21 protein-coding genes and 1 tRNA gene are annotated in these 24,402 nt (G+C 70.3%); 5 read left to right on the forward strand and 17 right to left on the reverse strand.

Annotation, left to right across the window (positions count from 1 at the left end):
• Positions 1 to 63: 63 nt before the first annotated feature.
• The 11 genes from TNCT6_RS08925 to thrB form a co-directional block, all read right to left on the reverse strand.
• A complete protein-coding gene (locus TNCT6_RS08925) occupies positions 64 to 510 on the reverse strand; it encodes a hypothetical protein (protein ID WP_141358340.1) in 447 nt (148 codons plus the stop codon).
• 301 nt (positions 511 to 811) lie between these two features.
• Positions 812 to 2,221, reverse strand: a complete 1,410-nt coding sequence (locus TNCT6_RS08930) for an MraY family glycosyltransferase (RefSeq protein WP_141358342.1) — start codon at positions 2,219 to 2,221, stop codon at positions 812 to 814.
• Between the two features lie 139 nt (positions 2,222 to 2,360).
• Positions 2,361 to 3,599 (reverse strand): serine hydroxymethyltransferase, encoded by a 1,239-nt coding sequence (glyA, locus tag TNCT6_RS08935; RefSeq protein ID WP_141366244.1) that lies wholly within the window; start codon positions 3,597 to 3,599, stop codon positions 2,361 to 2,363.
• A gap of 955 nt (positions 3,600 to 4,554) precedes the next feature.
• Positions 4,555 to 5,187, reverse strand: a complete 633-nt coding sequence (locus TNCT6_RS08940) for a protein-tyrosine-phosphatase (RefSeq protein WP_141358344.1) — start codon at positions 5,185 to 5,187, stop codon at positions 4,555 to 4,557.
• A complete protein-coding gene (locus TNCT6_RS08945; protein WP_141358346.1) occupies positions 5,184 to 5,831 on the reverse strand; it encodes an L-threonylcarbamoyladenylate synthase in 648 nt (215 codons plus the stop codon). Before TNCT6_RS08945 ends, TNCT6_RS08940 begins: the two co-directional genes overlap by 4 nt.
• A 52-nt stretch (positions 5,832 to 5,883) precedes the next feature.
• A complete protein-coding gene (prmC, locus tag TNCT6_RS08950; protein ID WP_141366246.1) occupies positions 5,884 to 6,723 on the reverse strand; it encodes a peptide chain release factor N(5)-glutamine methyltransferase in 840 nt (279 codons plus the stop codon).
• A 95-nt stretch (positions 6,724 to 6,818) separates the two neighbouring features.
• Positions 6,819 to 7,886 carry a peptide chain release factor 1 gene (gene prfA / locus TNCT6_RS08955; RefSeq protein ID WP_141358348.1) on the reverse strand — a complete coding sequence of 356 codons (1,068 nt, stop codon included), beginning with the start codon at positions 7,884 to 7,886 and terminating at the stop codon, positions 6,819 to 6,821.
• A gap of 116 nt (positions 7,887 to 8,002) precedes the next feature.
• The gene (gene rpmE / locus TNCT6_RS08960; RefSeq protein ID WP_141358350.1) at positions 8,003 to 8,227 is read right to left on the reverse strand and encodes a 50S ribosomal protein L31; all 225 of its coding nucleotides are present in this window, start codon (positions 8,225 to 8,227) and stop codon (positions 8,003 to 8,005) included.
• A gap of 279 nt (positions 8,228 to 8,506) precedes the next feature.
• The gene (locus TNCT6_RS08965; RefSeq protein ID WP_141358352.1) at positions 8,507 to 9,646 is read right to left on the reverse strand and encodes an LCP family protein; all 1,140 of its coding nucleotides are present in this window, start codon (positions 9,644 to 9,646) and stop codon (positions 8,507 to 8,509) included.
• Between the two features lie 445 nt (positions 9,647 to 10,091).
• The gene (gene rho / locus TNCT6_RS08970; protein WP_141358354.1) at positions 10,092 to 12,161 is read right to left on the reverse strand and encodes a transcription termination factor Rho; all 2,070 of its coding nucleotides are present in this window, start codon (positions 12,159 to 12,161) and stop codon (positions 10,092 to 10,094) included.
• 418 nt (positions 12,162 to 12,579) lie between these two features.
• Positions 12,580 to 13,509, reverse strand: a complete 930-nt coding sequence (gene thrB / locus TNCT6_RS08975) for a homoserine kinase (protein ID WP_141358356.1) — start codon at positions 13,507 to 13,509, stop codon at positions 12,580 to 12,582.
• A 592-nt stretch (positions 13,510 to 14,101) separates the two neighbouring features.
• Between thrB and TNCT6_RS39790 the strand changes: the two genes are divergently transcribed.
• On the forward strand, positions 14,102 to 14,290 hold the full coding sequence (locus tag TNCT6_RS39790) for a hypothetical protein (RefSeq protein ID WP_172632741.1): 189 nt from the start codon (positions 14,102 to 14,104) through the stop codon (positions 14,288 to 14,290).
• Here the strand turns inward: TNCT6_RS39790 and thrC are convergent.
• The 5 genes from thrC to TNCT6_RS09005 form a co-directional block, all read right to left on the reverse strand.
• Positions 14,238 to 15,296, reverse strand: a complete 1,059-nt coding sequence (thrC, locus tag TNCT6_RS08985; protein ID WP_141358360.1) for a threonine synthase — start codon at positions 15,294 to 15,296, stop codon at positions 14,238 to 14,240. The genes TNCT6_RS39790 and thrC overlap by 53 nt on opposite strands.
• A gap of 6 nt (positions 15,297 to 15,302) precedes the next feature.
• A complete protein-coding gene (locus tag TNCT6_RS08990; protein WP_141358362.1) occupies positions 15,303 to 16,595 on the reverse strand; it encodes a homoserine dehydrogenase in 1,293 nt (430 codons plus the stop codon).
• 203 nt (positions 16,596 to 16,798) lie between these two features.
• A complete protein-coding gene (gene lysA, locus TNCT6_RS08995) occupies positions 16,799 to 18,190 on the reverse strand; it encodes a diaminopimelate decarboxylase (RefSeq protein ID WP_141358364.1) in 1,392 nt (463 codons plus the stop codon).
• Positions 18,191 to 18,216: 26 nt separating this feature from the next.
• Entirely contained in the window at positions 18,217 to 19,284 is a 1,068-nt protein-coding gene (nrtL, locus tag TNCT6_RS09000; RefSeq protein WP_141358366.1) for an ArgS-related anticodon-binding protein NrtL, read from the reverse strand.
• Between the two features lie 268 nt (positions 19,285 to 19,552).
• Positions 19,553 to 20,023 carry a response regulator gene (locus tag TNCT6_RS09005; protein ID WP_141366248.1) on the reverse strand — a complete coding sequence of 157 codons (471 nt, stop codon included), beginning with the start codon at positions 20,021 to 20,023 and terminating at the stop codon, positions 19,553 to 19,555.
• Between the two features lie 113 nt (positions 20,024 to 20,136).
• On the opposite strand from TNCT6_RS09005, the gene TNCT6_RS09010 reads away from it, so the two are divergent.
• The 3 genes from TNCT6_RS09010 (at position 20,137) to TNCT6_RS09020 (ending at position 21,739) form a co-directional block, all read left to right on the forward strand.
• Positions 20,137 to 20,208: transfer RNA gene (locus TNCT6_RS09010), tRNA-Arg, on the forward strand.
• A gap of 221 nt (positions 20,209 to 20,429) precedes the next feature.
• Complete coding sequence (locus tag TNCT6_RS09015) at positions 20,430 to 21,110, forward strand: hypothetical protein (RefSeq protein WP_253266056.1); 681 nt, start codon at positions 20,430 to 20,432, stop codon at positions 21,108 to 21,110.
• A 227-nt stretch (positions 21,111 to 21,337) separates the two neighbouring features.
• Positions 21,338 to 21,739: a VOC family protein gene (locus TNCT6_RS09020; protein ID WP_253266057.1), complete on the forward strand. Its 402-nt coding sequence runs from the start codon at positions 21,338 to 21,340 to the stop codon at positions 21,737 to 21,739.
• A 471-nt stretch (positions 21,740 to 22,210) separates the two neighbouring features.
• Here TNCT6_RS09020 and TNCT6_RS09025 read toward each other — a convergent pair whose 3' ends face one another.
• Positions 22,211 to 22,717: a DUF3761 domain-containing protein gene (locus TNCT6_RS09025; protein WP_141358368.1), complete on the reverse strand. Its 507-nt coding sequence runs from the start codon at positions 22,715 to 22,717 to the stop codon at positions 22,211 to 22,213.
• 590 nt (positions 22,718 to 23,307) lie between these two features.
• Between TNCT6_RS09025 and TNCT6_RS09035 the strand changes: the two genes are divergently transcribed.
• Positions 23,308 to 24,057, forward strand: a complete 750-nt coding sequence (locus tag TNCT6_RS09035) for a hypothetical protein (RefSeq protein ID WP_141358372.1) — start codon at positions 23,308 to 23,310, stop codon at positions 24,055 to 24,057.
• The last annotated feature ends 345 nt before the right edge of the window (positions 24,058 to 24,402 follow it).

Raw genomic sequence — 24,402 nt, forward strand, 5'->3', positions numbered from 1 at the left:
ATGCCGCAGTTGGCACCGGACGATAGCAGGATCTCTCAAGCGTCTTTATCCCGGCCCTACCGCTCACGACGAGCGCTCCGTCTTTTCGGACTTCTCGCCCGCCGTGGACGGGGCCGAGTCGGGCTCGACGTAGAGGATCTTGGACTTCATATGGGCCCGCGTCTGCGCCGCGGTCCACGCCAGCGTGGCGGCGAGCAGGGTGAAGGCGAAGGCCTTCGGGTTGAACAGCGTGGTGTGCTTGAACGCGGCCAGGAAGACGAACAGCAGCAGGATCTGGGCCGCGTAGAGCATCAGGCCCATCGCCTGGAAGAGATGCGGAAGCGACTTGGCCGTGCGCTGCAGGACGTAGAGGCCGAGCCCCATGAACAGGATCACGACCAGGGTCGCGACGACCGCGCCGATCGCCCCTTTTCCACCGGCGACCACACCGCTGACGACGGCGGCAACCACACCGACGGCGGCTGTGGGCACAGCGGCCTCGGCCAGGATCCGGGCGTCATTGGACGGCATCGCGGCAACTCCGCATTCACAGGGGGCAGGGCGTCGTCATGGGACGAGCGTAGTCCCGGTGCCGAGGGGGGAAACCTCGGCCCCACCAGGACCTTCTCACTGTGGCCCTTCGGCTCTCCGGGATACTCGTGAACGGTATCACAAACTATTTGATGAGGTCTTTACCTCCTGGGTGTGCTGACCCTCACACGTGAGAGTACAGCTGCACTTCTGTGCAAAATCCAGACCTATTCGCCCGATATTGAGGGGATTCAGCACCCCACGGGTTGGCAACGCTTTAGTCAGATTCTTACCTTGGCCGTCAGCGCGATGTTCCGGCTTTCCGCCCGTCCAGAACGCGCGAACGGGCTCCGACGGCGGTCGCTCCGTTGACCCCGGCCGCACCGGCACGGACCCGCACGCCCGCGGCCACGGGCGCCTCCCCCGGCACAGCGCTCTCCGAGGCCGCGGAAGCCCCCACGGACGCCTCCTGCGGCGCGGAGTCCGTGGACGAGGCGGACGACGCCACCGCTGGCTCGGAGGCTCCCCGGCCCATGACCCCGCCCCGGCGCCGGTAGCGCGGCGGCACGAACCGCTCGGCCCAGCGCGGGGCGCGGGGGGTGAAGCGCGGCAGCAGGAGCAGCACCAGGCCGAGGAAGCTGAGGCCCACGATGCCCAGCACGATCCACATGGACGCCGACTTGACCGAGTAGGCGAGCGCGCCGAAGCCGATCAGGGCCGCCCAGAAGTACATGATCAGCACGGCCCGGCTGTGCGAGTGGCCGATCTCCAGCAGGCGGTGGTGCAGATGGCCGCGGTCGGCGGCGAACGGCGACTTGCCGTGCCAGGTGCGCCGCACGATGGCCAGGACCAGGTCGGCGGCCGGGATGGCGATGATCGTCAACGGCATCAGCAGCGGGATGTAGACCGGCACCATCTGGTGCACCGCGTTGCGCTCGGACCCGGAGAACAGCTTCATCACGTCGGGGTCGACCTGCCCGGTCACCGAGATCGCGCCGGCCGCCAGCACCAGGCCGATGAGCATGGACCCCGAGTCGCCCATGAAGATCCGCGCGGGATGCATGTTGTGCGGCAGGAAGCCCAGGCACATGCCCATGAGGACGGCCGCGAAGAGGGTGGCGGGGGCGGCGGCCTCGATGCCGTACGAGTACCAGATCCGGTAGGCGTACATGAAGAACGCGGCGGCCGCGATGCACACCATGCCGGAGGCCAGACCGTCGAGGCCGTCGACGAAGTTGACCGCGTTGATGGTGATGACGACCAGGGCGACCGTGAGCAGGGTGCCCTGCCACTGGGTGAGCGCGACCGTGCCGACGCCGGGCACGGGCAGCCACAGGATCGTCAGACCCTGCATCACCATCACACCGGCCGCGATCATCTGACCGCCCAGCTTGATCAGGGCGTCGATCTCGAACTTGTCGTCCAGGACACCGATCAGCCAGATCAGGGCGGCGCCGGAGAGCAGCGCGCGCGGCTCGTTCGACTTCTCGAAGACCTCGTTGAGGTTGGTGAGGTGGTCGGCGACGAGCAGGCCCGCGCACAGGCCGAAGAACATGGCGATACCGCCGAGCCGGGGAGTGGGCTCCCGGTGCACGTCACGTGCCCGGATCTCCGGCATCGCTCCCGCGACGATCGCGAACTTGCGTACCGGCCCTGTCAGCAGATACGTCACCGCGGCCGTGATGCAGAGCGTCAGCAGGTATTCACGCACGGGCTTCCCCACAGGTCTCGCTGGCCTTCTCAGCCCCACACCCTAGCGACGCAGGCATATGTATGTGGACTTCCGGGTAGCGACGATGGTTGCACGTGTGGCTGTGTACGGTTTTGTACGACCCCTCTGCTACCCCGCCTCAGCCGGGATACGGCGGAAACCGGACCGTGAGTTCGCGCACGTCCTCGCGCGCGCTCGCCCCGTCGACCTCGCCGCGCAGCACCTTGCCGAACAGGACGGCTATCCACTCCATCTCCTGCTGGCCCATGCCCTGGCTGGTCACCGCGGCGGTGCCCAGGCGCAGCCCGCGGCTGTCGGCGTGCGGCAGCGCGCAGCAGTCGAGGACGATACCGGCGGCGGCCAGCCGTCCGCGCGCGGTGCGCCCCTCGATACCGAGCGGCGCCGGGTCGGCGGTGATCAGGTGAGTGTCCGTGCCGCCCGTGGTGACGGTCAGGCCCTCGGCGGCCAGCCGGGCCGCGAGCACCCTCGCGTTGGCGACGACCTGGTGGGCGTAGGCGGAGAAGGCCGGGGTCGCGGCCTCGCCGAACGCGACGGCCTTGGCGGCGATGGTGTGCATCTGGGCGCCGCCCTGGGTGAAGGGGAAGACGGCGCGGTCGACGCGCTCGGCCAGCTCGCCGCCGCACAGGAGCATCCCGCCGCGCGGCCCGCGCAGCACCTTGTGGGTGGTGGCGCACACCACGTCGGCGTACGGGACGGGGTTGGGCGCCGCCTTGCCGGCGACGAGTCCGATGGGGTGGGCCGCGTCGGCGATCAGATAGGCGCCGACCTCGTCGGCGACCGAGCGGAAGAAGGCGTAGTCGATGTGGCGGGGGTAGGCGATGGAGCCGCACACGATCGCCTTGGGCCGGTGCGCGTGGGCGAGCGTGCGCACCTGCTGGTGATCGATGAGTCCGGTCTCGGCGTCGACGCCGTAGCCGACGAAGTCGAACCAGCGGCCGGAGAAGTTCGCGGGCGAGCCGTGCGTGAGGTGTCCGCCGTAGGGCAGGCCGAGGGCGAGGACGGTGTCGCCGGGCCGCAGCAGCGCCGCGTACGCGGCGAGCACCGCGGACGAGCCCGAGTGGGCCTGCACGTTGGCGTGTTCGGCACCGAACAGGGCCTTGGCCCGCCCTACGGCGAGGCGTTCGGCGACGTCGACGATCTCGCAGCCGCCGTGGTGCCGGGCGCCGGGATAGCCCTCGGCGTACTTGTTCGCCAGCACCGAGCCGAGCGTGGCGAGCACCGCCGGCGAGGTGAAGTTCTCGGCCGCGATCAACTGGAGCGTCGTCGACTGCCGGTCGAGCTCCCCGAGCAGGACGTCGGCCAGTTCGGGGTCCTGCCGGCGCAGGAGATCGGCCTCGAGAACGGGGATGACCGACATGTCGGGCTCCGGGCGGTCGACGTTGACGTACGTCCAATGTAGGCCCACCAGCCCCACCCCGCGCGGCCCCTTACGCCGACACGGCTACCCCTCGCGTGCCTCTCGGCGCACACCCGCGCGACGCCGGCAGCCGGGCCCGGGAGACCGAGCGGCGAGCCCCACGTGCACACGTGCGGGCACGCCCCAGCCGCACCTCTCCCCCGTCCACGCGCCTCCCGTCGACGGGCCTCGGGGAGCGCGACGAGCGCCGGGTCCCCCACGGGCCGACAGGTCCCTCCAGCCGGGCCGTACGGCCCACGGAGCCTCCGCCGGGGTCCCCGAGCCACGTACGAGCGTGCGGCCCGCCAGACGCCCGACAGGGCACGCGCCGAGGCCGACCACCGACACAACCCACGCACGCCCCAGACCGGAGCAGGCCGACCGGACCCGCGCGCGACCCAAACGGGCCGCCCTCCGCCGGACACGCCGCAGACACGCGTCAAGGCCATCCCCGACGCAACCCGGAGGCCGCACCGACACGGCCCACGACGCACCCACACCACGCCCGCCCGGCCGGAGCAGGCCGCCGGTCCGGGCACGCCCCGTGCACGGCCCCACAGGGCGCCTTCAGCCAGGACTCGGGCTCTCCAACGCCAGGCGCCTCACAGGCGCACGCCAAAGGCCGCCGCCGACGCAGTCACGGCACACCCGCACCACGCCCACCGGCCCGAGCAGGCCAACCGGACCCGACGCGACCCGTGTGCGGCCCCGAAGGGCACCCCTGGCCCCCGAGCCGGGTCCCGGGCCTCCCCGTCCGCCAGAAGCTCCGCAGACGCGCGCCGAGGCCGTCACCCGGCGCGACCCTTGCGCGACCTCACGGAGCACCCCGGCTCCCGCGCCGGAGCGCTTCAGTTGCTGGGTGGTCGGCGGCCGTCCCCGGAGGTGGATAGCCGTCCGCTGCGAGGCCCGGCGGGCGTCAGGCGCGGGCCGGGACTCCCGTCAGAGCCGTTACCACCGGGTCCAGGGCCTGGTGTATCTCGTCGCCGACCGAGCGGAAGAACGTCAGGGGGGCGCCGTAGGGGTCGTAGACCTCGTCGGCCTCGGCGGTCGGGGCCAGGAGCCACCCGCGTAGAGCGGCGGCGGCGCGGACCAGGGCGCGGGCGCGTTCGACCACGCCGTCCTCCAGGGGCGGCAGCGTGGCCGTGTCTATCGCCTTCACCAGGCGGGTGAACTCCTTGAGGGTGAAGGTGCGCAGGCCCGCCGAGTGGCCCATGGAGATGACCTGGGCACGGTGGTCCAGGGTCGCGGTGAGCACCAGGTCGGCGCGGATCACATGCTCGTCCAGCAGTTCCCGGCCGGTGAAGCCGGAGGCGTCCGCGCCGAAGTCGGCCAGCACGGTCTCCGCGTTGGCCTCCATCGGCGCGCCTTCGTGGCCCCAGGTGCCCGCGCTCTCCACGATCAGCCCGCCGCCCCGCGGATCCCCGAGCCGGTCCGCCACGAAGTGCCGGGTCAGCCGCTCGGTGATGGGAGAACGGCACACGTTGCCGGTGCTGACGTGCAGGATGCGGAAGGTGTCGCCTATGCCACGCCCCGCGTCAGGGGCCGTCAATTCGCCACCTCGAGGTCGGGTACCACCTTGCGCAGCTCCTCCGGCGACAGGGCGCCCTCGCGCAGCAGCACGGGCACCTTGCGGGTGACGTCGACGATGGAGGACGGGACGTTGCCGGGGGTCGGGCCGCCGTCGAGGTAGACGGAGACGGAGTCGCCGAGCATGTCCTGCGCGGCGCCGCAGTTCTCCGGCGCGGGGTGGCCGGTCAGGTTCGCCGACGACACGGCCATCGGGCCGACCTCCGTGAGCAGTTCGATGGCGACCGGGTGCAGCGGCATCCGCACCGCGACCGTGCCCCGGGTGTCCCCGAGGTCCCACTGGAGGGACGGCTGGTGCCGCGCGACCAGCGTCAGCGCGCCCGGCCAGAAGGCGTCCACGAGTTCCCAGGCCATCTCGGAGAAGTCCGTGACCAGTCCGTGCAGCGTGTTCGGGGAGCCGATGAGGACGGGGGTGGGCATGTTGCGGCCCCGGCCCTTGGCGGCGAGCAGGTCGGCCACGCCCTCGGAGGAGAACGCGTCGGCGCCGATGCCGTAGACCGTGTCGGTGGGCAGCACCACGAGTTCGCCGCGGCGGACGGCGGACGCCGCCTCACGCAGACCCGTCACGCGGTCGGTGGCGTCGTTGGTGTCGTATCGCCGTGCCATTGTCAGCGGGCCTCCTCGTACACGTACTGCTGGTCAGAAGTCCTGATGGGGGTCACGGCAGCGCCTTGCGGGCGGTGGCGAACCGCGGCCGGTTGTTGAGGTCGGGGTGGTCGGCGGCGTCGGCCCAGCCCAGTTCCTCGGTGAAGATCCACGGCACCTGTCCGCCCTGGGTGTCGGCGTGCTCGACGACGACGACTCCGCCGGGCCGCAGCAGCCGGTGCGCGGTGCGCTCGATGCCGCGGATCAGGTCGAGGCCGTCCTCCCCGGAGAACAACGCCAGCTCCGGGTCGTAGTCGCGGGCCTCGGGGGCGACGTACTCCCATTCGGTGAGCGGGATGTACGGCGGGTTGGAGATGACGAGGTCGACCTGGCCGTCGAGGTCCGGGAAGGCCGTCAGGGCGTCGCCCTGACGCAGGTCGACCCTGGACCCCTCCATGTTCTTGCTGGTCCACTTCAGGGCGTCCTCGCTCAGCTCCACGGCGTGCACGCGCGAACGCGGCACCTCCTGGGCGAGGGCGAGCGCGATGGCCCCCGAGCCGGTGCACAGGTCGACGATGCACGGCTCGACGACGTCCATGGCCCGTACGGCGTCTATGGCCCAGCCGACCACGGACTCGGTCTCCGGCCGGGGCACGAACACCCCTGGCCCGACCTGGAGTTCCAGATACCGGAAGTAGGCCCGCCCGGTGATGTGCTGGAGCGGCTCGCGCTGCTCGCGCCGGGCGATGACCTCCCAGTAGCGGGCGTCGAAGTCGGCGTCCTTCACGGTGTGCAGCTGGCCCCGCTTGACGCCGTGCACGAACGCGGCGAGTTCCTCCGCGTCGGTGCGCGGCGAGTCCACGCCCGCGTCGGCCAGCCGCTGGGTGGCCTGCGCCACCTCCGCGAGCAGCACGCTGCGGGGGCTCGGGGGTCGCCCCCCGGATTCTTGCTGCACGCTGGTCCTCCGTTGGTGCTCGTACGTACGCACGTCCCGCGTGCGTACGTGTCTTACGCGGCCGCGAGCTTGGCGGCCGAGTCCGCGTCGACGCAGGCCTGGATCACCGCGTCCAGCTCGCCGTCCAGGACCTGGTCCAGGTTGTACGCCTTGAAGCCGACGCGGTGGTCCGAGATGCGGTTCTCCGGGAAGTTGTAGGTGCGGATCTTCTCGGAGCGGTCGACGGTGCGGACCTGGCTGCGGCGGGCGTCGGCGGCTTCCCGCTCCGCCTCCTCCTGCGCCATGGCGAGCAGCCTGGAGCGCAGGATACGCAGCGCCTGCTCCTTGTTCTGCAGCTGGCTCTTCTCGTTCTGGCAGGAGGCGACGACTCCGGTGGGCAGGTGCGTGATGCGCACCGCGGAGTCGGTGGTGTTGACGGACTGGCCGCCGGGCCCGGAGGACCGGTAGACGTCGATGCGGAGGTCGTTGGGGCTGATCTCCACGTCCACCTCCTCGGCCTCGGGGGTGACCAGCACACCGGCCGCGGAGGTGTGGATACGGCCCTGGGACTCGGTGGCCGGCACCCGCTGCACGCGGTGCACCCCGCCCTCGTACTTCAGCCGGGCCCACACGCCCTGGCCGGGCTCGGTCTGCCCGCGGGTCTTCACCGCGACCTGGACGTCCTTGTAGCCGCCCAGCTCGGACTCGGTGGCGTCGATGATCTCGGTCTTCCAGCCGACCCGCTCGGCGTACCGCAGGTACATGCGCAGCAGGTCGCCGGCGAACAGGGCCGACTCGTCGCCGCCCGCGCCCGCCTTGATCTCGAGGATGACGTCCTTGTCGTCGCTGGGGTCGCGCGGGATGAGCAGGAAGCGCAGCTTCTCGGTCAACTCCTCGCGCTGCTGTTCCAGCTCCTTGACCTCGGCCGCGAAGTCGGGGTCGTCCGCGGCGAGTTCGCGCGCGGTGTCGATGTCGTCGCCGGTCTGCTTCCAGGAGCGGTACGCGGCGACGATCGGGGTGAGCTCGGCGTAGCGCTTGTTGAGCTTGCGCGCGTTGGCCTGGTCGGCGTGGACCGACGGGTCGGCGAGCTGCTTCTCCAGATCGGCGTGCTCGGCGACGAGTTCCTCGACGGCCTCGAACATCTTTCGGCTCCTGTACTGCCTGTACTACTGGGGTGGGGGAAGGCGGGCGACCAAAAACGCCGGTCCCGGCGCACCCCGCGGTGGGGTACGGCCGTGGACCGGCGGAAAGGGGCGCGCTACTTCTTGGAGCCGGCGGCAGCCTTGCCGAAGCGGGCCTCGAAGCGGGCCACACGGCCACCGGTGTCGAGGATCTTCTGCTTGCCCGTGTAGAACGGGTGGCACTCGGAGCAGACCTCGGCCCGGATGCTGCCGGACTCGATGGTGCTGCGGGTGGTGAACGACGCGCCGCAGGTGCAGCTGACCTGCGTCTCGACGTACGCGGGGTGGATGTCGCGCTTCAAGGTGTCTCCTAGAGTTCCGGGAGGGCGCCGGGTCGCAGCCGCGGGATGCGGAGCGTGAACCGGAGCCGACGTACCAGTCTGCCAGGACTGGGGCCATCCACCCAAACCGGGGGGTGGGGTCGGGTATTCCCCGCGGGTTCCTCCGGGGACCCGGGGGTCTCTGCGGGTCTCTGCGGGTCTCTGCGGGGCGGGGGCAGGTTTCCCGCATGCCGGGGTGACGTGTGTTCGCCCGGGCGGGCGCGGGTCGAACGTGGCTCGTCGCGCAGTTCCCCGCGCCCCTCAGGGGGTGCTCACCACGCCCTTGGCCTTGCCGGTGGCCGTGCCCTCGGTGGCCGTCCTCGGGATGGGCTTGTCGTTCCTCAGGGCGTTCCAGATCTGCTGGGCCTTGGCCTTCTCCACGAGGACGCGGTTGGGGTTGGCCGGGTCGTACCGCACGGGCATCGTGACCATGGTCATGCGGGAGGAGCTGATGCCCTTCAGGCCGTCGGCGAAGGCGATCAGGGAGTTCACCGAGCCGAGGTCGGAGTCGGCGGTGACGGTCCTGGTCGCGGTGTCGGCGAGGTCGTAGAGCTTCTTGGGGTTGGTGAGCACACCGATGTGCTTGACCTGGTCGGCCAGGGCCTTGACGAAGGCCTGCTGGAGCTGGATGCGGCCGAGGTCGGAGCCGTCGCCGACGCCGTGCCGGGTGCGGACCAGGCCGAGGGCCTGCTGTCCGTCGAGGGTGTGCGTGCCCGCCTTGAGGTCGAGGTGGCTGCGCGGGTCGTCGATGTCCCTCGTCGTGGTGACCCGGACTCCGCCGAGTTCGTCAATGAGCTTCTGGAAGCCGCTGAAGTCGACCTCCAGGTAGTGGTCCATGCGCAGGCCGGTCATCGACTCGACGGTCTTCACCGCGCAGGCGGCGCCGCCGGTGGAGTACGACTCGTTGAACATCGCGTCGTGCTCCGCGGCGTGCGTGCCGCCCTTGGCGTCGGTGCACTCGGGGCGGTCGACGAGGGTGTCGCGCGGTATGGAGACCACTCCGGCCTTCTTGTGGCCCTCGTAGACGTGCACGATCATCGCCGTGTCGGAGCGGGCGCTGCCGTCGTCGGTGCCGCCGCCGAGCTTCTTGTTGCCGCCGGCGCGAGTGTCGGAACCGAGGACCAGGATGTTCTCGGATCCGTTGTCGGCCTTGGTGGGCCGGTCGCCGCCGAGGGCCTGGTTGATGTCGATGGTCCTGAGGTTGCCGTTGAGCTTGAAGTAGAGGAAGCCGGCCCCCGCGCCGCCGAGCACGACGATCCCCGCGGCGGTCCAGGCCATGGCCGTCAGGGCCCTGCGCCGCCCGGTGGGGGGCTTGCGACGGCGGCCCTTGGTGCGGCGGCGGGGCCCGGTGTCACCGGATTCCCCTGGTATGCCCGGTCCTCGCGTGCTGTCGGCAGGCATGCGCTCCTCGGCTCTCGTGTCTACGGTCGGTTACCCCCTGCGGTCGGGGTCGGACCCCGGTCTGTTCTCGGTCGATGAGACCCGTACCGCACTATCGTCGCTCGTACGGTCAGACGGGGGAACTCGGGAAAGGGTTGCACAACGCTCTGTGTCCACCACATGCGGACATAGGCACCATGCGGGGCTGTGTACCGCTTGGTAACCCTGTTCACCTGCGGCGACACGGGCCCGGACGGCGCCGTGGGGAGCCGGAACGGGGCGCGGCGCCTGTGGCGAAGGTCTCGTACGGCCGGGAACGCGCGTACGGCCGGGAACGCTCGTACGGCCGGGAACGCTCGTACGGAGCCGGGAACGGCAGAAGGCCGCCCCCCTGAAAACAGGGGGGCGGCCTACTGCGTGCGTCTTACCGGCTTACCCGGCTGGTCCGGCTTGCTCGGCGGAGCGCCTAGTCGCCGTTGCCGGGAGTCGGCGTGGTCTTCTGGATCTGCATCAGGAACTCGATGTTCGACTTGGTCTGCTTCATCTTGTCGAGGAGCAGCTCGATCGCCTGCTGCTGGTCGAGCGCGTGCAGCACCCGGCGCAGCTTCCAGACGACGGCCAGCTCCTCGTTGCCGAGCAGGATCTCTTCCTTACGGGTACCGGACGCGTCCACGTCCACCGCCGGGAAGATGCGCTTGTCGGCGAGCTTCCGGTCGAGCTTGAGCTCCATGTTGCCGGTGCCCTTGAACTCCTCGAAGATCACCTCGTCCATGCGGGACCCGGTGTCCACCAGGGCGGTGGCGAGGATGGTCAGCGAACCGCCGTCCTCGATGTTGCGGGCCGCACCGAAGAACCGCTTCGGCGGGTACAGGGCCGTGGAGTCGACACCGCCGGACAGGATGCGGCCGGAGGCCGGGGCCGCCAGGTTGTACGCACGGCCCAGACGGGTGATCGAGTCCAGCAGCACGACCACGTCGTGGCCCAGCTCCACCAGACGCTTGGCACGCTCGATGGCGAGCTCGGCGACCGTGGTGTGGTCCTCGGCCGGGCGGTCGAAGGTCGAGGAGATGACCTCGCCCTTGACCGACCGCTGCATGTCGGTGACCTCTTCCGGACGCTCGTCGACGAGGACGACCATCAGGTGGCACTCGGGGTTGTTGTGCGTGATCGCGTTGGCGACCGCCTGCATGATCATGGTCTTGCCGGTCTTCGGCGGGGCCACGATCAGACCGCGCTGGCCCTTGCCGATGGGCGAGACCAGATCGATGATGCGGGTGGTCAGAACGCCCGGGTCGGTCTCCAGACGGAGCCGGTCCTGCGGGTACAGCGGCGTCAGCTTGTTGAACTCCGGCCGCCCACGGCCGTGTTCGGGCGCCATGCCGTTGACGGAGTCCAGCCGGACCAGCGCGTTGAACTTCTCGCGGCGCTCGCCCTCCTTCGGCTGGCGGACCGCACCCGTGACGTGGTCGCCCTTGCGCAGGCCGTTCTTGCGGACCTGGGCGAGGGAGACGTACACGTCGTTGGGACCCGGCAGGTAGCCCGACGTACGGATGAAGGCGTAGTTGTCGAGGATGTCCAGGATGCCCGCGACGGGGATCAGGACGTCGTCCTCGGCGATCTGCGGCTCGGAGACGTCGTCACGGCCACGGCGGCCACGGCGGTCGCGGTAGCGGCCGCGACGGCCCCGGCGGCCGCCCTCGAAGTCGTCCCCGTCCTCGTCGGCCCGCTGCTGACGGTCCGGCCGGCCGCCGCTCTGCTGCTGGCCCTGCTGGCGCTGCTGCTGACCGCCCTGGCCCTGCTGGTCGTCGCCCTTGCCGCGGCGGTCGCGGTCACGGTCACGGTCACGGTCCCGGCCGCGCTCACGGCGGTCGCGACGGCGGCCCTCGCCACCGTCACCGGCGTCGCCCTGCGACTGCTGCTGGGCCGCGGTCTCGGCCTTCGACTCGCTCTTCGCCTCGGCGGCGACGGTCTCGGCGCTGCCCGCGGGGGCGCCCGCCTCCGCGGTGGCCCGACGGCGACGGCGCTCGGCCGGAGCGTCCTCTCCCCCACGCTCGGCCTCACTCGAGCGGGCGGTGCCCCCAGCCGGCTGGCCGGGGATCTCGATCTGCTGCTGCGCCACGGCCTTGGCGGAGGCGCCCGACTGCTCCACGTCGTTCGAGGGCTTGGCGGAGGGGGCCTCCGCCGCCTTCTTCGCGGGCGCGGCCTCCTCGCCCGTACGGGTGCGGGAGGTGCTGCGGCGCTTCGGCTTGGTCTCGGTGGCGTCCCCCGCGGCAGGCGCGGCCTTCGCGGCGGGGGCGCCCCCGGCCGCCTGCGCCTCCTTGATGACCTCGATCAGCTGGCTCTTGCGCATGCGCGCGGTGCCCCTGATACCGAGGCCGGATGCGACCTGTTGCAGCTCGGCCAGCACCATGCCCTCGAGGCCGGTACCGCGGCGCCGCCGGGAGCCGGCACCGGTGGCAGGCGCGGAGGCGTCCGTGGCGGGCGCGGCAGCGGTCTCCTCGACACGTGCGCCCATCAGATCGGTGGTGTCGCTCACGAAGGGTCCTTCCCTGGAGCGGACGTCGGCCTGTCTGGCTCGGCGACCGGTTGTGCTGTCCGGCTTCGGTCCTTGCTGGTGAACCGTGCCGGGGCGGTGGTCCGCCCAAAGCGGCGGAAGAGATTTCTGGTGATTGGCGCTTCCTCGACCATCAGCGGCACCGAGTGTCACTGAGTCACGTGGCGTGGTCGCACCGATTCCGGAGCGTGCCCGGCGGACCGCTCAGTGTGCGCATACGAGGTACTGCCCAGGTACGACGTACACCACACAGTGCGGCTTGGGGGGGCTCCCGGAGGAATGTCTGTCCCGGACGGGGACACGAGGCACCTCGCCATGGTGGGGTCGGGTGCAGACTTGAGGTTAACACTACCGGATCCAACAAACATTCCCCCTCTCGAAATCCGGCAACCGCCGGATTTCAGATCTCCCCGCCTGCCGCGAGCGGCAGTACGCAGGCTCCTTGCAGGTCGAGACTCAGCCTGTTGGCGGCCCAGTCGGCGCCCGCCAGTTGCTCCACCTTGTCGGCGGTGCCCGCGTCCGCGAGCGCCATGACGGTGGGTCCGGCGCCGGAGATGACCGCGGGGATGCCGTCCGCCCGAAGCCGCTCCACCAGCGCCGCGCTCTCCGGCATGGCGGGGGCGCGGTACTCCTGGTGGAGGCGGTCCTCAGTGGCCGGCAACAGCAGCTCGGGGCGCCGGGTGAGGGCCTCGACGAGCAGGGCGGCGCGGCCCGCGTTGACGGCGGCGTCCACGTGCGGCACGGTGCGCGGCAGCAGGCCGCGCGCGATTTCGGTGAGCACCGGCTTTCCCGGCACGAAAACCACCGGAACGATGGAATCGGAGGGCTCCATCCTGATGGCCCGGGCCGCTCCGGCCTCCATCCAGGACAGGGTGAACCCGCCCAGCAGACAGGCCGCCACGTTGTCCGGGTGGCCCTCGATCTCGGTGGCCAGCTCGAGCAGCGCGGTGTCGTCGAGCCTGGCCTCGGCGCCTATGGTCACGGCGCGGGCCGCGACTATTCCGGCGCAGATCGCGGCGGAGGAGGAGCCGAGACCGCGGCCGTGCGGAATGCGGTTGGCGCAGACGATCTCCAAGCCGCGCGGCTGTCCGCCGAGGACGTCGAAGGCGGTGCGCAGCGAGCGGACGAGCAGGTGCTTCTCGTCCCGCGGCAGCGTCTCGCTGCCCTCGCCGGCGATGTCGATGTGCAGCCCGGAGTCGGCCACCCGGACCACGACGTCGTCGTAGAGCCCCAGCGACAGGCCGAAGGCGTCGAAGCCTGGGCCGAGGTTGGCGCTGGTGGCGGGGACGCGCACCCGGACGGCGGCGGCGCGGAACGCGGGACCGGCCATCGCTCGTTGACTCTCCTTGAGCTGCGTGATGGTCGAATGACACTCGACAGGAACGGGGAAGACCCTCAGGCCACGGAGACGACGCGGCACCGCCACCTGCGTGGGCGTGTGCGGCGGTCGGGTTCCCTACAGCCTATCGAAGGAAAGTTCAGTGGCGACATAGGGCGCACGGGAGGCGCACGATGCGTGTCGCAAGCCCCCCGTGCCACCCTCCTCCGAAGTCTCCTGGGAGAGACGCCTCCGCACGCCGCGCGGTTGCGTGGCTTGCGCGGTGCGCGCGCGTTGCGCCGACCGGGCGAAACGCGGTGGGCGAGCGGCCTGAGCACCGGACCGACGGGCACCGTCGGCGGACGGAGGCGTCGGGAGCGTCGACGGCGGGTGCTGCCGACCGGGCCGCGCTCGGCACCGGACGACGGCGGCCGATCCGCCCGGACGTGCGGCGGAGCGGCTGAGCCGACGACGACCGACCGGTGACGGCTCGACCGTCACTGGCTCGACCGTCACTGGCCCTCGACCTGCACCGGCCCGTGCGGAGCCGGCCCGTGCGGAGCCGGCCCGTGCGGAGCCGGACGCGGTCGGTCCGTCGTCGCGCTTGTCGTCGGCACTCGTCGTCGCGCTCGTCGTCGCGCTCGTCGTCGCGCTCGTCGTCGCGCTCGTCGTCGCGCTCGTCGTCGCGCTCGTCGTCGCGCTCGTCGTCGCGCTCGTCGTCGACGGTGCGGGCGGTGCGGTCAGGCCAGGCCCAGGCGTTCGGCCGCCGTGGCCGCGTCGACCGGGACCGTGACCGGCTGGGGAGCACCGGCGACGGCCCAGTCGGGGTCCTTGAGGCCGTTGCCGGTGACCGTGCACACGATGCGCTGGCCGGGGTCGACCTTGCCCTGCTCGGCCGCCTTCAGCAGTCCGGCCACGGACGCGGCGGACGCCGGCTCGACGAAGACACCCTCCTGCGCGGCCAACAGCCGGTAGGCGCGCAGGATTTCACGGTCCGTCACCTCGTCGATGGCACCGCCGGACTCGTCGCGCGCGGCCAGGGCGTACGTCCAGGAGGCGGGGTTGCCGATACGGATCGCGGTGGCGATGGTCGACGGGTCCTTGACGACCTCGCCGCGCACGATCGGGGCGCTGCCGGAGGCCTGGAAGCCCCACATGCGGGGCGTCTTCGTGGCGAGGCCGTCCGCGGCGTACTCGCGGTAGCCCTTCCAGTAGGCGGTGATGTTGCCCGCGTTGCCGACCGGCAGGACGTGGATGTCGGGCGCGTCGCCGAGCATGTCGACGATCTCGAAGGAGGCCGTCTTCTGGCCCTCGATACGCACCGGGTTGACCGAATTGACCAGCGCCACAGGGTAGTTGTCGCTGAGCGCGCGGGCGAGCGTGAGGCAGTCGTCGAAGTTGCCGTCGACCTGGAGGATCTTCGCGCCGTGCACGAGCGCCTGGCCCATCTTGCCGAGCGCGATCTTGCCCTGCGGCACCAGCACCGCGGAGACCATCCCCGCCCGTACGGCGTAGGCGGCCGCGGAGGCGGAGGTGTTGCCGGTGGAGGCGCAGATGACGGCCTTCGCACCCTCCTCCTTGGCCTTGCTGATCGCCATCGTCATACCGCGGTCCTTGAAGGACCCGGTCGGGTTCGCGCCCTCGACCTTGAGGTGGACCTCGCAGCCGGTGCGCTCGGAGAGCACCTGCGCGGGCACGAGAGGCGTACCGCCCTCGCGGAGCGTCACGACCGGCGTGCTGTCGGACACCGGCAGCCTGTCCCGGTACTCCTCGATGATTCCGCGCCACTGGTGGGTCATTGCTGGTTACTCTCCTTCAACCCGCATGATGCTGGCGACACCCCGCACGGTGTCGAGCTTGCGCAGCGCCTCCACGGTCCCGCCGAGGGCGGCGTCGGAAGCACGGTGGGTGACGACGACGAGGGAGGCCTCGCCGTCCTTGCCCTGCTGGCGAACAGTGTCGATGGAAACCCCGTGCTCGGCGAACACGGTGGCGACCTGGGCGAGCACACCCGGTTTGTCGGCGACGTCCAGGCTGATGTGGTAGCGCGTGACGACATCACCCATGGGCGACACGGGCAGCGCTGCGTACGCCGACTCGCCGGGCCCGGTGGTCCCGCTGAGCCGGTTGCGGCACACGGCGACAAGGTCGCCGAGCACGGCGGAGGCGGTGGGCGCGCCGCCGGCGCCGGGCCCGTAGAACATGAGCTGCCCGGCCGCGTCGGACTCGACGAACACGGCGTTGTAGGCGCCGCGCACGGAGGCCAGCGGGTGGGTGAGCGGAATCATCGCAGGGTGCACCCGGGCGGTGACGGACCCTCCGTCCTCGGCCCGCTCGCAGATGGCGAGCAGCTTGATGGTGCAGCCCATCTCCTTGGCGGAGACGAAGTCCGCGGCGGTGACCTCGGTCATGCCCTCGCGGTAGACGTCGTCGAGCCGTACGCGCGTGTGGAAGGCGATCCCGGCGAGGATGGCGGCCTTGGCGGCGGCGTCGAACCCCTCGACGTCGGCGGTCGGGTCGGCCTCCGCGTACCCGAGCGCAGTGGCCTCGTCGAGGGCCTCCTGGTAGCCGGCCCCCGTGGAGTCCATCTTGTCGAGGATGAAGTTGGTGGTGCCGTTGACGATGCCGAGCACCCGGTTGACCTTGTCCCCCGCGAGGGACTCGCGCAGCGGCCGGATCAGCGGGATGGCACCGGCGACGGCGGCCTCGTAGTAGAGGTCCGTGTCGTTGGCCTCCGCGGCGGCGTGCAGGGCGGCCCCGTCCTGGGCGAGCAGGGCCTTGTTCGCGGAGACCACGGAGGCACCGTGCTCGAAGGCAGCGGTGATGAGCGTCCGGGCGGGCTCGATCCCGCCGATGACCTCGACCACGACGTCGATGTCGCCGCGTTTGACGAGCGCGGTGGCGTCGGTGGTGACGAGGTCGGCGGGAATGCCCTCGCGCACCTTGTCGGGGCGCCGCACGGCGACCCCGGCGAGCTCCACCGGGGCCCCGATCCTGGCTGTGAGGTCGTCGGCGTGCGTCGTCATGATGCGCGCCACCTCTGAGCCGACAACCCCACAGCCCAGCAGCGCCACCTTCAGCGGACGCGTACGCATCATCCGACCTCGTTTCCTCATACCGTCTACGGTTGGACCAGTCTCACTCACCGGAACGGAGTTTCTGCTATTTGTCCGGATCGTGAGACGTTTATTTCATTTTCGTCGGCCTGGAAAACAGGAGATCTTCCGGCCGCCCCGCGCCGCGGTCACTGTCGGCGTCATCGGGATCATTGGCGCCATCGGAGTCATGGGGATCACTGGGTTCATCCGACGTCGAGCCGCAGGAGGTCCTCCTCCGTCTCCCGGCGGACGATCACCCGGGCCTCCCCGTCCGCGACGGCGACGACCGGCGGACGCAGCGCGTGGTTGTAGTTGCTGGCCATGGACCGGCAGTACGCACCCGTGGCCGGCACGGCGATGAGGTCACCGGGTGCCAGGTCGGCCGGCAGAAAGGCGTCCTTGACCACGATGTCCCCGCTCTCGCAGTGCTTGCCCACGACCCGGACGAGCATCGGCTCGGCGTCGGAGACCCGGGAGACGAGCGCGACGCTGTACTCGGCGTCGTAGAGCGCGGTGCGGATGTTGTCGGACATGCCGCCGTCCACGGACACGTACGTCCGCAGCCCCTCCAGCGGCTTGATGGTGCCGACCTCGTAGAGCGTGAAGGCGGTGGGTCCGACGATGGCGCGCCCCGGCTCGACGGAGATACGGGGCGTACGGAGCCGGGCGGCCTCGCACTCACGGGTGACGATCTCGGTCAGCGCCTTGGCGATCTCGTGGGGCTCACGCGGGTCGTCGTTGCTGGTGTACGCGATCCCGAGCCCGCCGCCGAGGTCGATCTCCGGCAGCTCGACCCCGTGCTCGTCCCGGATGTCCTTGAGCAGCCGCACCACGCGGTGCGCGGCCACCTCGAACCCGGACATGTCGAAGATCTGCGACCCGATGTGGGAGTGGATGCCGATGAGTTCGAGCCCGTCGAGCTGGAGGGCCCGCCGTACGGCCTCGGCGGCCTGTCCCCCGGCCAGCGGGATGCCGAACTTCTGGTCCTCGTGCGCGGTGGCGATGAACTCGTGCGTGTGCGCCTCCACGCCGACCGTGATCCGGATCTGCACCCGCTGCCGCTTCCCGAGCGACTGCGCGATGTGGGCGACCCGCACGATCTCCTGGAAGGAGTCGAGCACGATCCGCCCGACCCCGGCCTCGACGGCCCGCTGGATCTCGTACGGGGACTTGTTGTTGCCGTGGAAGGCGATCCGCTCGGCCGGCATTCCGGCGGAGAGCGCGGTGGCGAGTTCGGTGCCGGAGCAGACGTCGAGGTTCAGCCCCTCCTCGTCGAGCCACCTCACGACGGCCCGGGACAGGAACGCCTTCCCGGCGTAGAAGACGTCGGCGTCGTGCCCGAAGGCGTTGCGCCAGGCCCGCGCCCGGGCCCGGAAGTCGGCTTCGTCGAGGACGTAGGCGGGGGTGCCGACCCGTTCGGCGAGGTCGGTGACGGCGATACCGCCGACGGTCACGACACCGTCCTCGCGCCGGTGGACGGTCTGCGCCCAGACCTTGGGGTCGAGGGCGTTGAGGTCGGCGGGCGGGGCGGAGTAGTGGCCCTCGGGCAGGACATCGGCGTGACGGGGCCCGGCGGGATGTGCGGAACGGCTCATGTCAGTGCGGCTCTCTGTGGACTCTCTCAGAGGTGTTCGGGTGCGTCGATGCCGAGCAGGGACAGGCCACCGGCCAGCACCGTCCCGGCGGCTTCGGCAAGGGCGAGCCGGGCGCGGTGGGCGGCCGAGGGTTTCTCCTCCCCGCGCGGCAGCACGGTCGCGAGGAAGGGCAGCACGGCATCGGCAACGCTGACGAGGTGCCGGGCGAGAACGTCGGGAGCGCGGTGGTCCGCGGCGCGGGCGAGCACGCGGGGATGGTCGGCGAGCAGGGTGACCAGCTCGGACGGGATCACGTCGACGGGGCCCGGCTCGGCGCCGAATCCCAGGTCGGCCGCGTTGCGGCCGAGGGCTCGGGTGCGGGCGTGGGCGTACCGGACGCGGAAGAGTGGGTTGCTCTCACTCTGGACGAGATGCCCGTCATGCCCGTCGTGCTCGTCGCCGATACGGGGCCGGTCGTGTCCGGCGGGGTGCAGCAGGGCCCAGCGGGCGGCGTCGCGGCCGAGAGGGAGGGGGTCGGCGGGGGCGGGGACGGGACGGATGTCGACGCCGGGGAGCGAGTCATCTGGGGCATCGACGCGGACGCCCAGGACCTGCTCCCAGTCGGCGGGGAGAGAACTCGCGCAATTGACCCTTCCCTCGCCCCCCTGGGACCGGAGAAGCCGCGCCACGACGTCCGCGACAACGACGGCACGGACCTCGCGGGGACAGCGCAGCTCGACGGCGGTCCCGGTCGGCCGCGGGGCGTACCCGTACCGCTCCCCGGACTCCCGAATGTCCTCCACCAGCCGGACGAGGGCGGCCTCGGCGTCGGCGTCGCGGAGGCTGATGTTGAGGAACCCGGGCCCGGTGACGGTGACGTCGTCGATGCCGTCGAGGCCGAGCAGATGGCCCCGGAGCACCTGGGCGACGAGCGGCGCGGGCTGTCCGGCGGGCCTGGCGAGCTGGAGGGCGATGTTGGTGGCGTAGTCACCACAACCGCCGGGCCGGGGCGGCGTGACCACGACCCGCTCGGGCACGCCGACGCTCAGCTCCCCCACGTCGACAGCGCGGCGGACCGCGCTCAGCACGGTACGGGAGAGCTCCACGGGGGTCACGGGACAAGCGTAGGGGAGGAGGGGGGTGGGTATGCGAACTCATTTGGGCGCGGTATCGCCATGTGGACGGAAACCGCCGGAATCCGCGGAGTCGCTGAGTCGCTGAGTCGCTGAGCTGTGGAGCTGTGGAGCTGTGGAGCTGTGGAGCTGTGGAGCGCCTGAGTCTCGGCCTGCCGGCCCGGGCGAAGACGTCGATCAGCTGAGGCAGCCGAGGCATCTGAGGCAACGGCGAACGCCCCCGCCCACTTGCTGATACCCATGAACCGATTTAGCCGCTACTACGCCCTGCGGGCTCGGCCTCCCCGGCCCCACGGGCCCCACCGTCGATCAACCGCCGCACGACCCGCACGAGTTCCGCGGGCTCGAAGGGCTTGGCGAGGAAGGCGTCGACGCCGACATCGAGTCCGGTCTCGACCTCGTACTGCGAACAGGCGCTGACGATGGCGAGCGGAAGATCACGGGTGAGCGGATCGGCCCGCAGTCGGGCCGCGGTCCGCAGCCCGTCCAGTCGCGGCATGACGACATCGAGCGTGACGACATCGGGCCGCACCCGATGCACGACATCCAGACACTCGGCACCATCGGCCGCGGTCACGACCTCGAGCCCCTCAAGCTCAAGATTGACCCTGATCAGCTGCCGGATGACCTTGTTGTCGTCCACAACAAGCACCCGACCCGAAGCGGCTGGCACCACTCGAGAGTAGGTCCGGACCGGCCACCGCGTCCGGCTTTTCCCCACTTCCACCCCGTCCGGGGGACCCACCCCCACGGCCTCACCGGAAAACGTTCATGACCACCCTCCCGGAACTGGTAGTGTTCTACCCGTCGCCGCGCAGACAACGCGCCCGACCCGCCCCCGTAGCTCAGGGGATAGAGCAACGGCCTCCGGAGCCGTGTGCGCAGGTTCGAATCCTGCCGGGGGCACCCTGTATGAGGTGCCCAAAGACCCCGTCACCAGCGGAAACGCTGAGGTCGGGGTCTTCGCGTTTGTGCAGGCGTATGCGGCCCGAAGCGGGCGTATGTCGGGACCTGTGGATGAGGCGTGGGCGGGATCTTGAAGCATCGCCGCAGGTGAGCCACGCTCTCCACGGTTCTCGTCTCTGGCGAGACAGCCACCCGACAGGCAGGCCCGACGTGTCAGAGGTGTGCGCTTGGATGAGCGGGTGACCGTTCATGATGTTGCTCGGCAGCTGCCCGAGATAGCCGTCCTCCGTGAGCACTGCCGTTCCCTGGCCATCCTGGAGGCGGTCCTGAGCCCTGAGTGGTCGGGCCGTGGTCACTCCTTCAACGACCGCTGGTCCGAGAAGGAGTCGATGGCCTCAATGCGGAGTGGATCGGGCGACGACTACTCGATCGTTTTCTCAGCCGCCGGCGCCTGCGTCCGTGGATTCGATCACGAATCACCTATGAGCCCCTACGTAGAGGACAGGCTGTGGCCCGGAGTGCTCGACGAGGTTCCTGACGTCTTCCGACCGTGCGTTGAGGACCCCGCGTTCTCGTATGACGGATTGCCTCGCGTCACTGCGTGCATATGGCGAGAGACGGGAGACGGCAGCTGGAGAACAGGGACGATCGACTTCCCCGGGGAAGCAACGGAAGACCCGGACGGATCCGAGTACCTCTTCCAACTGCTGGTGGACCGCTCGCCGGAAGCGTTTCAGCGGTGGGCCGAGGACAACTACGAGGTCCCGGTCGACCTGGAGGCCGTTCGCCACGTCTTTTCTCGCCGTCCTCTGACCGAAGAAGTGGTCAGCGCACTGAACTCGGAGATCACTCTGGCCGACCTCGCGGAGGACATCGCGGAGATCGGCTGTCCGATGAGCTGAAACATGCGGCACCGACATGCCCCTGGACACGACGCCGGGGGCCTCAGACACGGTCAGGTGCCGTCCCTCATATTCACGGAGCAGGTCCTCGATGCGGCGGTTGGCGACGTCCTGCCGTCCGTCGAGGAACTTCGTGTATCGGGGCAAGAGCGCTTGACCTCAAGTTGGGTTCAGCTTCTACCTTCGTGGTCACTGATAGCCGTCGGCCAACCGAGGAGGCGGTTTCCATGGCCACGACCGCCGTTCCCGAGCACTACCGCAACGCCGTGATCGCGCACGTGATGGTCGACGGTGCCGCCAAAGCGATCGACTTCTACACCAAGGCGTTCGGAGCCGAGGAAATGTTCCATCTCGGTGGCCCGGGCGAGCGCATCCTGCATGCAGAGATCAGCATTCACGGGTCCACCATCATGCTGGGCGATGCCGAAGGCCCTACCTTCGCCGCACCAACCACCCTTGGCGGTACGACCGTGGGGCTACACGTCTTCGTTGATGACGTCGACGTACTTGCCGAGCAGCGCGGCCGGCGCGGAACTTCTGCAGCCACCGACCGACCAGTTTCACGGCGACCGCACAGCTATCCTGCGGGATCCCTACGGACACGTCTGGGTCTTCCTCACGCACGTTGAGGACGTGGCCCCGGACGAAATCGCTCGTCGGGCCCAGGCGCTCATTCGCTGAACGTTGAGCCATCGGACAGAATCTGGGCGTCCGATACCACGCCACCGCAGGTCAACCTGACAACGACGTCCAGAACGACGTCCAGAAGGTGCCGCCCGAAGCGGCCGTATGTCGGGGGCTGTGGAGGAGGCGTGGACGGGGTCTTGGGACATTCCCGCAGGTGACACCCCGACACCCCACGAGTGCGGCGACCTTGAACCCCGATCCCTTGCGGGCCAAGCCTGATCGCCATGGCCGCACCTGGCGCGCCGTCTTCTGCCCCGCCCCACGCTGATACCGGGACGGGGCGGCCGTGGGTCCCGACACACCGCGCGGGCGGGCCCAGAGGCTCCGGAGACGCGGGACCGGCCTCCCCAAATCAGCGGGGCAGGCGGTCCCATACGCACGCCACCAGTTGGAGCACCGACCTGAGACGTTGACTACCGGTAGAAGACGGCCACGCCGCCGTGATGCGAGCAGGCCCCCTGATGGTGAGCGGCGTACGAGTACGTACCGTCATTGCACAGCGCCGTAGCACCGCCGCCCGCGGAGCTGGAGCCACCCGACGAGCTGGACCCGCCGCTGGACGACGATCCGCCAGACGTCGAACTGCCGCCCGTTCCCGACCCCGCGGCAGCGGCGTGGGCGGTGACAGTCACCTTCACCTTGACCGTCTGCGTCACCGTCGGCGCGGGCTTCGGCTTCGCGGTCTCCGTCGCCGTGGCTGTCGCGGTGACCGTGGCCGTGGCCGTCGGCTGCACCTTGTCGTTGGCCACCGACTTCGTCGCGTTCGGGTTCTGGCCGTCGCCGCCGCTACCCACGCCGAGAATGAACGCGAGGCCCAGGGCGGGCAGTACGAATCGCTTGCGGGCCCACTTGGGTGCGGGACGGAAGGCCGGCGGTCTGGGCGGAGGCTGGAACGGCGGCTGGGGCTGGTAATAGCTCATGGGATCCCCCCGTTTGAGTACGTAAGGGGTGAACCTATCCACGCCGACGCGCTAGATGTGAGGGATTAGTAAAGAAGGTGACAGGGTTGTGACATTGCAACTCTCAACTACCCCCGCAGACCACCACCCCCGCACGCCCGAGCCACCGCCCCGCCACTCGATCAACTCCGGCCGGCAGCAACCGGGGAAGTGGCCAGGAGAGGTGACGCACGCAAGACGAGCGTTCATCCACCGTGGGATCTGGTATACGGGAGGCCTAGCGTCACATGCGGCGCGCGAGGAGCCTGACCGGCGATCAACGAGGCCCCGCCGTGATCCGGCTCGTCGGCGTGGTCCTGGCCGCGCAGACGGCGAGTGGACCGAGGCCCGCCGCTACATGGGCCGTGAACTCCTCGCCAAGGCCCGCCCCCACCCGATCGAGTCAGAAACCGACGAGACCGACCTGCTCACCGGACTCACCGCATAGCCGCAGGGACGAGATCACCGAGTGGCCATCGATACACCACTCCAGCGGACGTGACCCGGCCCGCTCGCTCAGCCTCTCCGGACACCGCGGCGTCATGTCACACCCTGCTGCTTGGATCATCGGCATGACGGACTGGTCCCGGCTCCACCACGCTTACGGCACGGCAGAAGACATTCCGAGCCTGCTCCACAGAGCCGGCTCGAACCCGCAGGACTCCAGCTGGGATGAACTCTGGTCCCGGTTGTGCCACCAGGGCACTGTCTACTCGGCAAGCTACGCGGTCTTGCCCGCTCTGACCGAGATGGCGCGTCGGTGGGCACCGCCGGACCGGCAGGCGCCGCTCTGCCTGGCCGGCTCCATCATGGCGAGCACGGATCAGCCATACCGCGATGAAGATCCCCAAGTCACCTACGCCTCCGAAGTATCCGAGCTGGCGCAACTGACCGAGGACGCCCTCCGGCACCCCGGGCTCGCCGACGACCCCACGAGTTACGTCTACTTGCTGTCCACGCTTCTCAGCTTCCAAGGCGTGGAAGTCTGGAGCGAACAGCTCGACGGGCTGAACGACGAGGAATATGAAGTGCCCTGCCCCGCGTGCGGTTCGGAGAACTTCGTCGCCTTCGGAGAGCACGGCTTCTTTTCGACCACAAACAGCATGTACATGAGATCCAGTGAGGCGAGGAAGGTACCGCTGCAGCCTCAGGCGCCCTCATCGTTGGAGGGACTGGCCCAAAGACTCCACACCCGTGCACTCGCAGACGGCCATCCCGGCATCGCGCACAAACTGACCTACGTCTTCGGCACAGCGCAGTGTGCCGATTGCGACGAGGTCTTCAGCGTGGAGGAAGCCATCGTCACCCGATGGGGGTCGTGAGACCGGGCATCCCAGTCGTGCCTGTGAACCGGACGTCCGGGTCGGCCGGGAGAAGCAGCGAGGCCCCGGGCAGGACGCCAGCTCGGGTCGACTCCGGAGTTGAGCCAGGTCGACAGCGCCGAGTGCCGGAGATCGTGCGGACGGGCGGTGGGCGGCGAGGCAACCGCGGTCGGCGGGAGCGCCGGCGCCCGGGCCTCCAGCCAGACGTGGGCGATCGACGCCGAGCTGCGGCGGAGCCCGTCCACGGCCGGCAGGGCGATACACCGCAGCCGGCATTCGGAAGCCGCAAGTGCCGCCGTCCCCGTCGTCCCCGCCGTCCCGGGGCGAGGCCCGGCGGTCCGCGGC

The organism is Streptomyces sp. 6-11-2 (assembly GCF_006540305.1).
In the GTDB taxonomy this organism is placed as follows: Bacteria; Actinomycetota; Actinomycetes; order Streptomycetales; family Streptomycetaceae; genus Streptomyces.

Excerpts from the sequence above, each read along its gene's own strand:
- TNCT6_RS09020 (WP_253266057.1), top strand. The coding sequence starts at position 21,338 with ATGGCCACGACCGCCGTTCCCGAGCACTACCGCAACGCCGTGATCGCG.
- TNCT6_RS08945 (WP_141358346.1), bottom strand. The coding sequence starts at position 5,831 with ATGGCACGGCGATACGACACCAACGACGCCACCGACCGCGTGACGGGT.
- glyA (WP_141366244.1), bottom strand. The coding sequence starts at position 3,599 with ATGTCGGTCATCCCCGTTCTCGAGGCCGATCTCCTGCGCCGGCAGGAC.
- lysA (WP_141358364.1), bottom strand. The coding sequence starts at position 18,190 with ATGAGCCGTTCCGCACATCCCGCCGGGCCCCGTCACGCCGATGTCCTG.
- TNCT6_RS09035 (WP_141358372.1), top strand. The coding sequence starts at position 23,308 with ATGACGGACTGGTCCCGGCTCCACCACGCTTACGGCACGGCAGAAGAC.
- thrC (WP_141358360.1), bottom strand. The coding sequence starts at position 15,296 with ATGACCCACCAGTGGCGCGGAATCATCGAGGAGTACCGGGACAGGCTG.
- thrB (WP_141358356.1), bottom strand. The coding sequence starts at position 13,509 with ATGGCCGGTCCCGCGTTCCGCGCCGCCGCCGTCCGGGTGCGCGTCCCC.
- prfA (WP_141358348.1), bottom strand. The coding sequence starts at position 7,886 with ATGTTCGAGGCCGTCGAGGAACTCGTCGCCGAGCACGCCGATCTGGAG.
- TNCT6_RS08925 (WP_141358340.1), bottom strand. The coding sequence starts at position 510 with ATGCCGTCCAATGACGCCCGGATCCTGGCCGAGGCCGCTGTGCCCACA.
- TNCT6_RS08990 (WP_141358362.1), bottom strand. The coding sequence starts at position 16,595 with ATGATGCGTACGCGTCCGCTGAAGGTGGCGCTGCTGGGCTGTGGGGTT.
- TNCT6_RS09025 (WP_141358368.1), bottom strand. The coding sequence starts at position 22,717 with ATGAGCTATTACCAGCCCCAGCCGCCGTTCCAGCCTCCGCCCAGACCG.
- TNCT6_RS08965 (WP_141358352.1), bottom strand. The coding sequence starts at position 9,646 with ATGCCTGCCGACAGCACGCGAGGACCGGGCATACCAGGGGAATCCGGT.